Below are 15,933 nucleotides of genomic sequence, written 5' to 3'. Positions count from 1 at the left end.
ACAGGGCGCGTGGGTCCTATTCGGACTTGGTCCCCGGTCCTGACTCGCGCGCCTCCGAGGGCGCGGCGCCGTCCGCCGAAGGCTCCCACATGACGACGCGCAGCCCCGAAGCGTCTTGGTTGCTCTTCGCGTAGAGCCCGGCGACCTGCTCCTCGTCCAGTTCCAGGGTGTCGCGCATGAAATCCCCGGTCAGGCGCACCGCGGCCGGGCCGGCGGGGTTGAACAGCACGTCGACCCCGTCGGCGAGCAGCTCGATCAGCTCACCGAGGTCGATCCGGCGCCAGTCCGGCGACGCGAGCCGCCGGCGGTGTGGCTCACCGGTGGCCACGATGACGCAGAGGATGTCGTCGGGAGACTTGGTGATCAGCGGGTTGCCGTCGCCGTTCATCGCGATGTCGAACAGCGTGTCGCGCAACAAAAGCTGGATGTGCTCGGCCTCGGCCCGCCCCTGGAGGACCAGCCGCAGCACCGCGTCCAAGGGGTCCGACGGCGAGTTTTCGTCGGTCGGCACGTACTCCGGGTTCGCCCGGAACTTGCCGAGCTTCCCTTCCTCCTCCACCGGCCAGAGGCCGACCACGGCCTCGATCGGTGGCGGGTCGTTCTCCGTCGCCGGACGCCAGGACGGGTCCATCAGCAGGAACCAGTTCTCCAGCGGACCTTTCGCCTCTGTGTCGTCCGTGGTCTCAGTCATGGTGACCATGATCCTCCTTCGTCGTCGGATGCGCTTCGCGGCTCACCGGCAACCAGGCCGGTCGAGTCAGTTCCGCTTGGTAGGTGAACTCGCCGGGTTCCGGCGAGATGGGTGGTTCCTCGGACAGGTGCAGAAGCTCGGCCGCCAGGGGCGGGAGCACGACGCGCCGCGGCACGCCCGCCTCGTCGACCGACTGCAGCGTGACGGTATGGACCTGGGCGGCCAGCGCGGGATCCGCCGCGAGGAAGGCGAGCACGGTGATCCACACCTCGTCGGCGTCGGGAGCACCCTCCACCAGGGCGGCCACCGCGGCCAGGTCCAGATGACCCGGGTGATCCCGAAGGTCGTCGAGGAGCACCTGCAGCACCCGTTCACTCGAATCGGCCACCGAGTCCCCGTCCGAGCCGGCCGGAGTTTCGCTTTCGGGCACGCCGGTCTCCATCGCGGTCATCACCGGACCGGGAATGGCCGGTGCCACCGGGCCGATAGGAGTGAATCCGCGCAGCTCAGGCATCTCCACCTCCGGTCGCGGCAGAGAGTGAAGCCAGGCCGCCGGGTGTCCCTGTGGCATCGCCAGCACCCCGCCGTGGCCCGCCCAAGCGGCGGGAGCCCGCACCACGCTCTCGGCGGGCTCCAGGTCATCGACGCGATGGTCCGCGGGCAGGTACACGCCACCGAAGCGCGACAGGATCGCACCGGCGAGATCCTCGGACGCCGCCGGAAGAGCGCTGTCACGGGCGAACTCCGCGGCCTCGATCCCCTGCTGGATGTTCACCAGCGCGATCCCCGCATTCCGCGCCCAGTCATAGGTGGCGGCGATCTCGGCCAGCTCGTCGTCGTCACCCACGTCATGACGGACAGCGGTCAGCGGCCGCAGTGCCCGCACCAGCTTCTCCCGGGTGACGGTGGTCCACAACACCACACGCCACCGATCACCGGCCACCCGCACCGCATGCTCGAGGTTGTCCCGGAACCTCGCCACCGCCTCCACCGTAGGCAGACCACCGGGTACCCACACCGCATGTACCCACCGGGGCGACGCCAGCAGAGGCGGCAACGGCGGCAACGCCGACGTCCACCCACGCCCACCCCAGCTGTAGCGACGCTCCTCCGAGGGCTCCTCGCGGTCCACGACCACGGCACGCAGGGTCCCGGTCATGTCCGACCGGCGGATCAGCTCGACCGCCTGTTCCGCCGAGGGCCCCGAGGCCGGCCCCGGTGCGGGTTCGCCTCCCGCCACGTCCGGGGTTGAGGGCACTCGGTCCGGCGCGAGCGCGCTGAACGCCGCGGTGATCGCGAGGTGGTCTTCGGCGTTCAACGCCTGCTCGCCGAGTTCGTGTGCCGGCAGTTCGACCCTGACCGCTCCCTCTGCCTCCCACAGGTGGTCCGGCAGGTCCGCGTAGGCGGCTCCGGCGAGCCGCACCTCGACACTGGGAGCGGGCAATCCCAGTTCGGCCAATCGCGCCTGCTCCAGACGATAGTTCTCCTGGAAAACCGGCGCGATCTCGTCGGCCATCTCGCGCCCTTCCTCGATGTCGTAGCCGTGACCGACGATCTCGACGACCGGCAGCGCCACGGCGTTGCGTGCCCGCCACGCGGCCGCCCTGGCGACCTGGCGGGCCAGCCTCCGCACATCCGCGTTCACCCCGTCGCCGAACGCGGCCGCCTCCGTGATGTGGCCGGCCGCCAGATCGCTCAAGGGGATCGGTTCGGCCCGGCTTCCCACCTCGCGGAAGTGCCCACCGGCCCGGACCGATCGACTGCCCGCCAGGTCGAGGGTGACGACGTTGTCCGCGGCCACCAGCGGATCGCCCTGGCCCCAGACCTTCTTGAGCTGGAGGGCCGAGCTGTCCCCGCCCGGCCCGGGGGTCGCGTCGGCCCAGCAGCTGAGGATCACCTGCTGGGTGCGCTCACCCGGCTGAGCCTTGCGGAAGACCTCGCTGCCGTGGAGAGCGGCGGCGCTCGGCGCCCCGGCGAGCCGGACCCGGTCACCGGAGACATCGCGGTGCCCGCTGAGCATGGAGAAATCGAAACCGGTGCCGGAATTGCCGTGCACCGCGGTGGTCCACATCCGGCCGGTGTCCGGCTTGAGCGGCATCAGATACGGGACGGAGGCCTTTCGTGTACCTCCTTGGCCGTCCGGTACCTCGGTGACGGAGTAGTAGAAATGCCGATGGACGGGCTCCTCGTGCGACGCCTGCGCCGAAAACCTGGCACGGTCGAAGTCCTGCGACGGGAAGAAACGCCCGCTCGTGCCCAGCTTCGCGTTCGCCCGTTCGTAAGTGACCAGATGCTGCGGGCCGGGCACGATCGGCGCGATCCGCTCGAACCCCGTACCCGCCAGCTTCACCACGCCGTCCTGCCCGAAATCGAGCTCGCCTCGGGGGCCGTGGAAAGCGCGCGAATACCCGGCCGGGACGAAGCCGTCGGCGAACTCGGCCAAGCCGATCACCGGACCACCGAGGCTCGCCAGCATGACCGGGATCTCCGTCCCTTCGCCGGCCAGGGACGCGCCCTCGGTGCCCAGCATGTCACGCAGACCCTGTCCGTCACGCAGCGAGCGGGCCAGCACACTCGAGGTCAGGTCCAACTCTCGGCCGTCCGCGCGAAGCGCCAGGTATCCGGTCTCGCTGCGCCGCGCGAACAGCAAGACCGGGCGCTTTTGCCACGAGGAGTACTTCCCTTCCGCGGAGAGGAAAACGGTGAAGGCACCGGAGAACTTCTCGGCCCAGCGCCGCACTCGCCGGAGAGCCTGGCCGTCGCCCGGGAAACGCACGAATTCCCCGATCCGCTCCCCGTTCGGGCCCGTGATCGGCACCGTCCGCAGGTCTCCCGCGCGCGGGACGGACACCAGCGTCAGCGTTCCGTCCCCGGCCCGCACCTGGACATCGTTGAAGAACTTCGCTTCACGCAAGGCACCGGCGACATCGAACCCCACCCCACCGAAGTTCACGCGGACATCCCAGGCGGCGCTGTCCAGCACCACCGGCCTGCCCTCCCCCAGATACCGCCGGAAATCCTCGTCCTCCAGCAGCATCCGGCCCAGCTCCGTGCCATCCACGTGCGTGACCCTGCCGTTCGACAATTCCAGCCGCGCCGCGAACTCGGTTCCCGGCAAGCCGACCACTACCGGGTCCCGTTCATCGGTGTAGGAGGGGAGCCCATCGAACCCGAACGCGGAACCGGACCTGGAGTACCGGACAGCGGCCAGAGTCAGCGGCGGGCCGGCCGTGAAAGGTTCGTCGACGACCAGGACACCGAACTCGTCGACACCGTATTCGCCGATGTAGTGACGGGACTGCCACGGACCGGTCAGCTCGATCAGCTTCGCCAGGAAAGCCTCGTTGAGTGAGCGATCCCCCGCTTGCGCGGTGGTGGCCCGGGTGATCACCGCGAGCGGCGGGCGCACCACATCAGCGGTCAACCGGCGGAACGTGGAGCTCGCGGCGACCTTCTCCGCTGCTTCTTCAGGCGTCAGCAGCGTGTGACGCCCGTCCCGCAGCGGCAGCCGGAACCGGCCGTCGTGCGCGGTGAGCAACAGCCGCAGTGGGCTGACATCGCCGGGCCAGTCCACCTTCGACTCGCTGATCCGGCGGACCCCGTTCCCGTCTTCGGACCACAGCCCGAGCAGCCGCTCGGTGTGCTCGGTGCTCCGGCCGAGCGCACGATGCGTCTCCCGGGCGGACTGACCATCGAGGCTCGCCATGACGTTTTCCTTGCCGTGCGCGTTCTTCGGCGTGGCCCACTCGATGTCGTCCGCGGCGACCTGGTCCGCGGGCACCGGCGCCGCGGCCGTGGACGGCTCGGTCACCGGTGCGCTCACCTCCGTCGGGACCGGGCCGGCGGAAGCGAGCGAGAAGGACGGGCTCGATCCACTGTTCGACATCGACCGGGTCGGCACCGACCCGGTCTCCTCCTGGTCCGAGTCGGCCTGTTCCGCGAGCGTCCGCAGTGACTCCAGCGCCTGCTGTGCGTCACCGAGCCCGGTGTGCACCACGGCCGGTTCTGCTTTGCTGAGCTGGATCCAACCGGTCTCCGCTTCCAGGCGGCCGTCCTCGGTGATCCGTACCCGGCCATTGGTCACCAGGACCGGTCGCCCCAGGTACTTGACGATCGTTTCACCCAGCCGGGTTCCGCTGTGGACCGCCAGGATCAGATAGGGGTCGACGTCCTCGTCTTCCGGCAGGAAGTCGTAGACCGCGCGGAGCACACCGCGCACCGCGAGAACGTTGGCGAAGCTTTCGAAGGCCACGGGATCACTCAGCCACATTTCCACCGTGTCCTGTCCGGGCGTGATCGTGGCCGAGAGGATCTGTGCCCCGGCGTAGACCGGGAACTGATCGAGAGTACGAATGGCCTCACGCACGCTTTCGCCCCGCGTCGGGTACAGCCAGCCCATTCCGCCATGACTCGTGATCATCTGCGCCCGCAGCTGGTGATCGTTGTCGCCCTGGAAGTTCCACGGCGCCGTCCAGGCGAACATCCCCACGATCAGCTTCTGCGCGGCCGGGCTCAACGGCAGGAGCTCCAGGAAGTCCAGCAAGAGACCCAGCTCTTCCTCTGTGGTGCCGGATTCCGGATCGTGGCCGAGCAGTCGTGGCTCGGTCATCAGCTCGTCGAGACGGCGGTAAATCGACGGGTCCCGGGCGGCCTGCACCATCGCGGCCGAGATCTCGGCGTGGACCTGCCACACCGCCGGGTCCAGGCTTCCCGCCCAGAACCGGAATTCCAGCCTGTCATCGGCGTCCCCCAGAACGGCCGCGAAACTGAGTGCGTCGTACTTGCCGTCGCTCAGCCCCTGGACATCACCGATCGTGGCGAGCTGGTCGACCGGCGGAGGTATCGGGTTCGGACCGACCGCCCACAATTTTCTCTGCAGAGCCGTCGTGCCGTAGTGGTTGCCCAGCCGGTAGAGCACACTTTCGAAGGCCTTGTTCAGCTGCGCCAACCGCCCGTACACCGGGAGAGGGAGCTGCTGATCGAAGCTGAAGTTCACGTGCCCACCGGTGTACCCGGCGTCCGGTGCGTCGGCACCTCCATGCGTACGGATGATCTCCAGCACATCAGCCAGCTCCCGCCAGCTGCCAGGGTCCCCACGCAGGATCCGCGAGACGATCTCGATACCGGAGTCGTGGGCCGGTTCCTCCTTGAGCCACCAGGCATCGGTGGTGGTGTCTTCCTTCTCGGTGAAGAGCCGTCCGTTTTCCCAGGTCAGGTACCCGGCGGACTCCAGCTTCGCTCCGAGAGCCTGGACGAGCTGATCGAAGTCACCCGTCATCAGCTGTGCTTCGATCTCGTAGCCGAATCTGACGTCCGGCCTGCTGCTCACTCCTCCCGGAATCCCGTCAGGATGGAAGATCAGGGGGTTTTCCTCGTCCGCCACCTCGATCGCGGCCGCCTCGAGGAGTCCGACCAGTGCCTTCAAGCGAACGTCGCGGAGGTGGGCCGTCAGCTGCCGCGCGGCGGACACCCTGTTCACCAGCTCGGGCACTTGCCGTTCGGTGACCGTGAGCGTCGCCTGCAGCCGGTCCCACACCTCCATCCTCGCCCGGATCTCCGGCACCAAGCCGGGCGGGAGTGCCGCCAGATGCCGCTTCATCTGGGCGATCTGGCCGGACAGCTGATCGAGCAGATCCGGAACACCGGCAAGGCCCACCGCGAGATTCGAGCCGGCCCCGACGCCGGCGTCCCGAGAACTCCCGTCGCCCCCCAGCGGCAAGATCGGCCCGGAACCGGCCGTCGCGGGACCGGCGATCGGCTGATCCGCAGCCGGAGTGGTCCCGACTTCGGTGAAGCGGCCACCGTCCGCCGACCACAACCCGCCTGTGGTGTCCAACCGCACGCGCGTGTCCGAGCCGTACATCGTCACCGGCCGGAAGTCTCGTTCCCACGCCTGCTTGATCAGGAATGCCGTCGAGACGGGCTGGTCCGGCGAGATGCCGTTGCTCCAGCATTGACCCAGCACGACCGGCCGGTCCGGTTCCACTCCCGCCTTTACGAAGATTTCCCCGGCGTAGAAGGTTTTCGCCGCCGACGACTCGTCCAGGACGATCACGTCACCCCGCACATGTGGCCGGCCGGTCATAAGCGCGAAGAACAGCCCGCGCAGGGAACCGTGGCCATTGATCAACCAGGGGTCTTTTCCGGCCCAGGGCGCCTCCACCTCCAGGTCCTGGGTGGCGGCCCCCACCCCGTCACCCGGAAGCTGCCTGAGATACGTTCGCTGCTTTTCCCCGACGTGGTGAATACCGTGCAGCGTGATCAAGGGGGTTTCCAGAGGCTTGCTGGGAAAGAACTGTCCGTGCACCACACCGTCGGACCGCACTTGCGGATAGGTCGCCAGCCGGTCTCGCGTGGGTGGGATCGCGTCGTGTGTCTCGAACCCCTTACCGTCGACGATGATCGTGCCCGGCTTCTCGAACGAAACGTCACCGAGTGAGCGGTACATGTCACGGGCGTAGCCACCGTCCGCCATAGCCGTGGCGAAGCTGCCGAGGGAGGACGGCGAGCCGCCGACACCGACCAGCAGCAGCGGGATCAAGACGGAGTCGCCCAGATCGGTGCGCAGTCCCTCGTCGTCGCGCAATACCTCGCCGAGCGTTTCCTGCGAGACCTCGACGGCAGCCCGATCATGGCGAAGAACCGAGTAGGTGTCGTCCTGGCCACGACGTCCGACCACGAACACCAGCTTGCCCACCGCGCCCCACGGGGCTTCCCGCTGCTGACCGTGCGGGTCCGAGAAATGTCCGAGGGCGCCGGCGCTCGCCCCGCGGATCCATGTCCGCAGCCGCTCGACGAGGTCGCCGTCGTCGGGTGAACGCAAGAGCTTGATCACGACAGAACCGTCGTCGCTCCGCAGCGTGCCGATCATGAGGTCGCCGGCACGCCAGCCCGAAACCAGCTCGAACTCCGATCCCTTCTGCAGGGTGACCCCGTCGGGCTCGATCCAAGCGCCCGCGGTCGGTGCGTAGACGTCCGTGAAATACCCCGCCGTGCGCAGGGCGCCTGCCACGTCGAAGCCCAGTCCGCCGAAAGTCTTCCGGGCGGCCCCGTGCGAGGAGACCAGAACGACCGGCCGCTTCGGCTCACTTCGCAGCAGGTGTACGAAATCCGGGTCGGACAGCAGCTGCTTCCCCAGATCGCCTCCCTCGACCTCCGCGTGGGTCCCGTTCGGCAGCCCCATCGTCGCGTGGCCGGTCGCGCCGTCCGCGGAGACGAAAATCGGCTCGCGGTCGCTCCACTCGCCCGGGAGCCCAGCCGTTCCCACGGCGACGGCTTGGGCGAAGCGCCGGAGGGTATCGGCCGCGGTGGCGCGGTCGGGGCCAGCGGGGAAGCCGAAGACCGGACCGAAGGACACGTGATCGACGTCGCCGAGGGTCAGGGGCGTCTCGGTGAACCGCTCACCCCGCGGCACTGTCAAGAAGCCGACATGTTCGTCGAGTGTGACCTGGCCGTGGAACGAGTAACTTTGCCAGGGCCCGGACAAGGCCTTCAGCTCCGACAAGAGGGCGGGAGCCAAGTCGTCGGTACCGGGAACTCCGGTCGTCTCGGCGATGGCCACGATCAGCGGTCGCCGGATCTGTTCCGCACGCGCCCGCGCGAACACATCGGTGGCCAGCGCCAGTTCCGCGACCTCGCCCTCGGTCAGTTCCAGCTCGATCCCGTTCTTGAACTGCACGACGACGCCCCCGACGGCCGTCAGCAACAGATGCAGCGGACGCGCGCGGCCATCCTCGGTGGCCCCCGTCCAGCCCGCGATCGTCTCGTCCCACTGCTCGGCACGGTCGCCGTACGAGGCGTCATCCCCTTCAGGGCGTCCGGCGATCACGCGTTGAGCGGGGTCAGTGGCTTGACGTGCGCCGGCCTCCATGGCCTCCGACGGCCACGCGTCGGTCGGGAAGCCCATGCCGTAGTCGCGGCCGTGCGCGTCGGTCAGGGGCGTCCAGTTCAGGTCTTCCAGGCGAGGCAGGGCGATACGGCGGAAACCGCCGTGCTGAGGTTGCTGCGACGCGGGGAGGTCCGCCACGAACATCTCCCGGTAGGGACCGTCGCCACGAAGGGCGTCGGTGAATTCGCGCAGCGCCCGGGCGAAGTCACCGGGGATAGAGGAATCGACACCGATCACGCTCACCGGCAGGTCGGGTTCCGCCGCGAGCGCACGCCGGTACTCCGGGTTCGACCGCACATACGAGGCCAGCTCCGTCCCATCGACCAGCCGCCCGTCGACGTCGAACCCGCCGTCGCGCGCGGTGACGAAAACATAGAACGGATTGCGCAAACCGTTGACCGGCAGCGGAGGCAGCTCGTCGTAGATCTCGCGCCACAGCGTCGATTCGGCCGCGTCGGCGGGGAAGGCCACCGCACCGATCGCCCGCGGTGTGCCCTCGAAGACGATCATCCGAGGGGAAAGTTTGAGCTTCTTCGGCGGTGGCTGGGCCTCATCGCCCGAGACATCCGTGTCCTGGCCGTACGAGAGCGCTTCGGGCGCGTCGATGAGGCCGTTGGCGGTTTGCCCCGAGCCCCGCGCTTGTTCGGTCTGCACCGGCCCGATCGCTGCCGCGTTGTGCGCCGGTTGCCCCGGTACGAGGAGCGCGAACGCCTTGTTGAGCGCGTTGATCGCCTTCGCGCTCCCGTCGGTGGCCGTCCGGGCGATCTCCTTCTCCCCCAGCTCCGCGGGTTCGAGCGCGATTTCGATGGTCACGTAACGTGGGACCTCCGCGTCCAGCCCCTTCTCCTGGACGTCCTCTGCCGTGACGGCCCGGACGACGATGTCCGCGGGGTCCACGGGGAGCCCGCGACGGCCCATCCGCACCGCTTCCGCGTTCACCGCGTCCTTGAACACCGCGGCGACGGCCTCGGCGCTGTCCTTGCCGGCGAACCCACTGATCGTCACCTCGGGCAGGGCGACACCGTTCCGTTTCCGCCAGGCCGCCGCCCGGACCACGCGCCGGGCCGTCTCGCGAATGGTTCGGTAGTCGGTGTCGGACAGAGTGCCACCGTCGGGGAAGTCGATCGGCACCGGCGCGATCGTGCTCGCCGCGAGATCACCCAGCGGTATCGGCGGATCATCCGGCCTGCCATCCGTCCTCGCTTGAGCGAAGAGGCCGCTGTTCTCCACCGCGCGTCTGCCCGTGGCGTCGGTGACGTTGACGACATCCGTGGCCGCGAAACCCGCGGCCGGTGCTTTCACCAGCTCCTGCCAGGCCACCGTGAAGGTCTCGGCGAAATTCCGGGCCGCTCCCCCCACCGGCGCGTTCATCCTGCACTGTCCGAGCACGATCGGGCTCGAGGGGTGGGGAGCGGCCGTCCGGTAGATCTCGCTGCCGTGCACGATCCGCGCCCCCGACCGCCCGGCGAGCGTCACCCTGTCCCCGATGTGCAGAGGCCGGTCCGTCTTCAACGAGACACTCATCAGGTCCGATCCGCCATGACCGTCGAGGAACCACGGTCGATGACGACTGCCCACCCACGGTGACAGGTAAGGCGTCAGACGCGTGACCGTCGCGCCATCGGAGTCCTGCTCTGTCGTCTCCTGGAAGAAGTAGGCCTGCCGCACGGCGGAATCACGGAAAGCGGGCAAGAACATGGAGTGCGCGTCGCCCTCGTCGAGCGGGAAGAACTGCCCGTGGACACCGAGGACGTCGTTGGCCATGGGGTAACTGAGGACACTGTCGGTTTTGGGAGGCAGGGGCGTGGCGGCTCGGAACGTATCGCCGTCGATGGTGATCCCGCCGTCGGAGGACAGCCGGATCCGGCCCGGAGGCAGATACACGAACCGCGAATACCCCCCGCGTTGCAGGCCGCTGGAGATCTCGCTGAGCCCTGCGCCCGCTCCGTTCAGCGCGGCGACCACCAGTGACCGGTCCGCGGCCGTCCCCTCGCCACGAAGCATCATCGCCCGCAGGTCGAGGTCCGCGCGCACGATCTTCACCAGCTCCGACGGAGTGAGCGACTGGGGCGCCCCGTCCTTGCGGAGGGCGTGGTAGCCCCGCGGGCCCGCCCCGGTGAGCAGGAACACCGGGAGCCCGTGCCAAGGAGCCTGCACCGCGTAGGGAGACTGATAGCCGTTGTCCACCAAGAACTGCCGCACTTTGTGCGCGGTGGCGTGAGAGGCCCACTGCTTGGCACGGGCGCGGTGGAGCTGATCCCCCGGGAAGCGCACGAACAGGGCGACTCCCTGGCCCGCGGAATTCCTCAGCACCTCGGTCCGCAGATCGCCGGCACGCAGCTCGGACACGAGGGCGAAGCCTGGCTCGCCGTCGGCGACGACCCGGTCCGGCTCCAGCCACGCGTTCCCCGAGGGTGCGTACACGTCGGAATACAACCCGTTGGCGCGCAGAGCCCCCGCGAGATCGAAGCCCAGACCACCGAAGTTGACGCGTGCGCCGGCGTTCCGTGCCACCAGGACCACCGGCCGCCCCGGGTTCGTTTTCAGCGTGACACGGAACAGCGGATCGCTCAGCAAAAGCAGTCCGAGCCGGTGGCCGTCCAGTTCCATGAGGACACCGGCTTTACCGGTGATCCTCGCGTATGTCCCGTCCGGCGAGTCCACCACCACGACCAGCGGCTTCTCCCCGCCCCACGCACCGTTCAGAGCGGCCGTACCGTTGTCGAGGGCGTCGAAGAAGTTCTGCACCACATTCGAGTCCAGTCCCCCGCCGTCCACTGGGAAACCCCACGCCGACTCCGAGGCCAGGAGCGACACATCCTGCCAGGTGGGCACGCCGCTTTCGGTGAATCTCCCGCCTCGGACCAAGTTCACCATCATGGAGGGCGTGAACTTGTATCTGCCGGCGTAGTCGTGGGCCTCCCACGGTCCGGCGAGCTCACGCAATCTCACCAGCAGTCTGGCGTTGCTCGCGCTGGGGTTGGCGTCCTTCACCCGCGGGTTCTCCGTGAGCACGAGCAAGGGAGGCCGGACCGGCCCCCCGGTCATCAGCCCGAACATCGAAGAGCCGTGGACGAGCTCCGCCATCCGGGCAGGACCGAAGTCCCGCACACTGCCGTCGGTCAGCGGTGCGTCGAACCTGCCGTCTTGCTCGTCGAGCAGGAGCCCGACCGGGCGGGTACGGCTCCCGTCCGTCGCCGGAGCCCACGCCTGCATGGTGTACTTCCGCCGGGGAGAGCCGTCGTCACCGAAGCCGAATGATTCGAATGTGGTGCGCTGGGTGTGATCGTTCACCAGCAAGGCCCGGCTTCGCAGATTCTGCGCCAGGCGCTTCTCCGACGCGAAACCCATACCGATCCGGCGGCCGTTCGCGGATTCCAGCGAAATCCACGCGACGTCGTCCGGCCGGATCTCCGCCACCAAGGAGACCTTCCCGCCGGACACGGGCACCGCCCGCCCGGCGCCGTCGAGGGCCGGCGGGTGTGACGCCGCCCGCACGGTACGGAACGGTCCCTCGCCCCGCAGGGCCTCGGCGAACTCCCTGGCCGCCCGCTCGGCCGCTTCGGGATTCGCCGGATCCGCGCCGATGAGCGTCACCGGTACCTTCGGGCTCCACGCGAGTGCGCGGAACTCCGGCGAATTCCGCACGTGCCGGGCGAGGGTGGTGCCGTCGACCACGGTTCCGTCGAGCAGGAAACCGCCGTCCCTTCCCTCGGCGAACACCCGGAACGTCTTGCGCGGCTCCTCGGCGGGCATCGCCTGGTGGAGGGTCTCCCAATGGGCGTGGCGTGAGGTGCCTGCCGAATCGAAACCGATCGCGCCCACGGACGAGGTCGTCGGCCCGTGGACCGATCCGGCGGGCGCGGTTCGCACCGACACGTCCACGGTCACCGTGCCCTGCGGGGCACGCACGGCTTCGATGTGCGGCACAGGTCCGTTCTCGCCCAGTTCCGCGCGCAGCAGAGCGGCGACGTACTCGGCCTCCGGCCCCCGTACCTCCACCCGCGGCACCGGCAAGCCGTCGGCATGCTGGAATCCCGTGGCCGCCTTCAGCGATTCCGCCAAGGCCTGCATCTCTCGCCGTGCTTCCGGCCCTTCGAGACGCGGCGGCCGGCCGTGAACCTCGAAGATGCGTCGGCGCCCGAGTTCGGCGTGCACCGCGTCGCGCTGTTCCCGTTCGACGTCCACAAAGGACTCGGGCTCGGAGACCGGACCCGTGAGGACCGGGACGGGCCCGGCAGTCGAGGTCAGGTCCAGGTCGGCGAACGCCTCCACCGGTGCCGAACGAGGCGTGTCGGTGGCCGGAGGGTCGAGCTTCGCGCCCAGCGCGGTGTCACCTGTCTCACGGTCATCCGGCAATTCCTCGATCCGGCCACCGGCGTCGTACCCCAGTCCTCCCTCGCCAGGGTGCACCGGACCCGGGTACTCGATCGGCGGGGGCGGGACCTGTCCCGGCGGCAATACCTCGACGAAATCCCCGCCGTGGACCGAGAGCTCCGCGACTCGCAGCTGCCCGGTGGGCTTGGTCCCCGCGAAGACCGAAACCGGTCCATGGCCCTGTTCCCAGGCGAGTCTCAGCAAGTACGCGGGCGTCCTGCCGTCCGGCGCGGCCTCGTCGGAGTGCACCGAGCATTGGAACAACACCAGGTCGCTCGCCGGGGACGGGTTGCCGGCGCGGTAGATCTCGCTCTGGTAGAGCACGCGTGCCATGCGGTCGCCGGCGATCATGAGCACATCACCGAGCACGAACTCGAAATCGGTCTTCAGCGCCACGCTGAAGCCGAGCGCGGTGCCATGTCCGATCGAGGTCCACGTACGGCGTCCGATCCAGGGAGAGCGAAAGCGCTTGTGGTGCTGCTGAACCGAACCGGTCTGGTCGACCCGTGCGGTGATCCTGGTGTAGTGGTCGTGCACCTCGGGGGTCTGGCTGTACAAGCCGACCCGTTCCATCGTCGCCGCGTCGAAGGTCAGGCTGGGGAAGTACTCACCGAACGTGCCCCGACGGGAATTGGTCAGCGGGTGGCTGGCGAAAGCCGGGGGGTCGGGGATCTCCGGCAGGTACGTCTGAATCTCCCCGTCGACGCGGAGCCGCCCGGCGGAGGTGAGCGAGATCGGTCCGGTGATCCGGTAGAAGGCCCGCCGGTAGCCGCCGGGCACCATCCCGTCTGCGAACGCGATGAGATCCGCACGATCCGTGCCCTGATCGATCAGCAGCACCGGGCGCTTTCCTCCCGAAGGACCGGCCTCCCTGCCGAGCATGGCCCGCAATTCGCGATCGTCGCGCAGCGCGCGGGCCAGTGCGCCCGCAGGCAGTACCACGGGCTCCCCGTCCGCGCGGACGAAGAGATACCCGGCCTGCGGGTTTCGCGCGGCCACCACTACCACCGGCGGCTCGCCCCCAGCCCACGGAAGAGGTATCGGGTTGCCATCGGGGCCGACCAGACGGAGGTTCGCCGCCGTCGTGTTCCTCGCCCACGCCGCGAGCCGCTCCATGGCGGCCTGGTCGGTCCCCCAGTGAACGACCCTCAAGAAGTTCATGCCGTCCGCACCGGCGAGCGTGGAGACCCGCACATCGCCGGCACGCAGGGTGGAGACGCGGGTGAACCCGCCGTCGGCGGGCAGGTGCAGTCCATCCGCGTCCACCGCTACCGCGGAGACCGGGGCGAAGACATCGTTGAAGAGCTTCCGTTTCCTCAGTGCACCGGCGAAGTCGTAGCCGAAGCCACCGTGGTTGACCCGGCGTCCGGTGCCGTACCCGAGCAGAACGACCGGTCGCTTAGGATCCTGCAGGAGCTCGCGGAACCCGGGCAGCTCAAGCAGGATGTCCGCCGCCGAGGCACCGCCGACCTCACTGAGCATCCCGTCGATCGTGCCGATTTTGGCGTACTTCGCGTACGCGTCGGGGAGGACGAACACCGGCACCCGGTCGCCCCATGGCCCGGTACCCGGAGTCGTCCCCGCCTGCAGCCCCGCCGCGAACGCCCGTAAGGCCTCGGCCTGTCCGGGGTTCGCATCGTTCGGGAAGGTGAACACCGGCCCGTACTGCTCGATGCGGACGTCCGAGGCGCGAAGAGGATGGGAAGCGAAGCCTGATCCCATGGCATGGATGTACGCGCCGAACCCGACGGTCGAGAAGGGGCCCGACGTGGTGAAGGCGTGCAGGGGTCCGGCGAGCCGGCGCAACGCCGCCAGGAAACGCTGGTTGAGCTGATCAGCGGCCGACGGTGCCCGTGCCACCGTGAACAGCACGAGCTGCGGGCGCACGCCTCCTGCCGCCTGCGAGAAGAATCCGCCGGCCGCCACCGAATGCGCCATCTCGACCGGGCCGAGCAGCGATCCGTGCCCCTGTGTGTCCTTGACCGAAAAGGCCGGGCTCCCCACTTCACCGTTCTCCAGGAACAGGAAACGCGGCCGGGTGCGATCACCGGTGGTCGCCGGTGCCCACTCTTGGATCTCTTCGACGATCATCGGCTTGCCGGAGGCGTCGAATCCGAGCCGCCCCACGGCCCGGGAGGAGACGTCGGTGGCCAGCCTCATGGTCTTGGAGACGGCGGCCGCCTGGTGCTCGTCGAGGAAGAACGCCGCGCCGCTCTCCCTGCCGTAGGCGTCGATGAGCGGTTTGGCGCGCAAGCGCGAACGGGGCGAGGAGACGACCACCCGCTCGGACAGAAAGGGCAGGTGCGGAACGCCGTTCTGATCAGTGACGGGCATGCCGTAAACCGCCGAAACGAGCCAATAGGTCTCTTCGCTGTTCATCAGTTCGGCGAACCGGCCGGCTTCGAACCACAACGTGGCGGGTTCCATCGTGCCGGAGACGACGAGCACGATTTCGGCGTCCGGGTCGGTCACGAGCATGTCCTGGTAACTGCCGGCGTTCCGGACGAGCGTGACCAGCGACGCACCGTCGAACACCTCGCCGTCGACGACGAACCCCTGCCGGTGCGCGGTCGCGAAAACGTAGAACGGCCTGGCCCCGATGTCCTGGCCCACCGGCAAAGAGGCGTAAACCTGTTCCCAAATCCCCGCCTCCGCGGCGTTCGCCGACAGGAGCACCCCGCCCGAAGCGGCGGGGTGCGACGGAAGATAAACGATCGGACCGGCAGGCACGGCGGCGTCCAGGTCCGGCGAGGGCCGGGAAAGCGCCGAACCACCTTCGGGCAGGGCACGGGCAAGCAGGTCCGTCGCCGGACCGGCGTCTGATGCGGCAGTGGTGTTCGAGGCCGCCTTCGTCGCGTGATCCGGGGCGAGCAGGGCGAAGGCCTTGTTGAGCGCGGGCACGTCGGCGTCCACGAAGGTGTCTGAGACCGGGCGAGCAGCCTCCTCGCCGAGGTCGTGCCACGGCAACGTGATGTCG

The 15,933-nt window shown here is 68.9% G+C and carries 2 protein-coding genes (1 of these 2 running past the window's edge); both read right to left on the bottom strand.

Going from position 1 to position 15,933, the window contains the following annotated elements; genetic code table 11:
- Window positions 1–16: 16 nt before the first annotated feature.
- Window positions 17–691 carry a type VII secretion system-associated protein gene (locus LCL61_RS18400; RefSeq protein ID WP_340687961.1) on the bottom strand — a complete coding sequence of 225 codons (675 nt, stop codon included), beginning with the start codon at window positions 689–691 and terminating at the stop codon, window positions 17–19.
- Window positions 684–15,933, bottom strand: the 3' end of a protein-coding gene (locus LCL61_RS18395) for a hypothetical protein (protein ID WP_425342053.1). Its footprint extends 18,905 nt past the window's final position; only the last 15,250 of its 34,155 coding nucleotides appear in the window; the start codon falls outside the window, past its right edge; the stop codon is at window positions 684–686. The genes LCL61_RS18400 and LCL61_RS18395 overlap by 8 nt, the downstream gene beginning before the upstream one ends.

It is taken from the genome of Amycolatopsis coloradensis (assembly GCF_037997115.1).
Taxonomy (GTDB): domain Bacteria; phylum Actinomycetota; class Actinomycetes; order Mycobacteriales; family Pseudonocardiaceae; genus Amycolatopsis; species Amycolatopsis coloradensis_A.
Note: the sequence above shows the minus strand (reverse complement) of the source record. Positions and strands in the feature narration are given on the sequence as shown.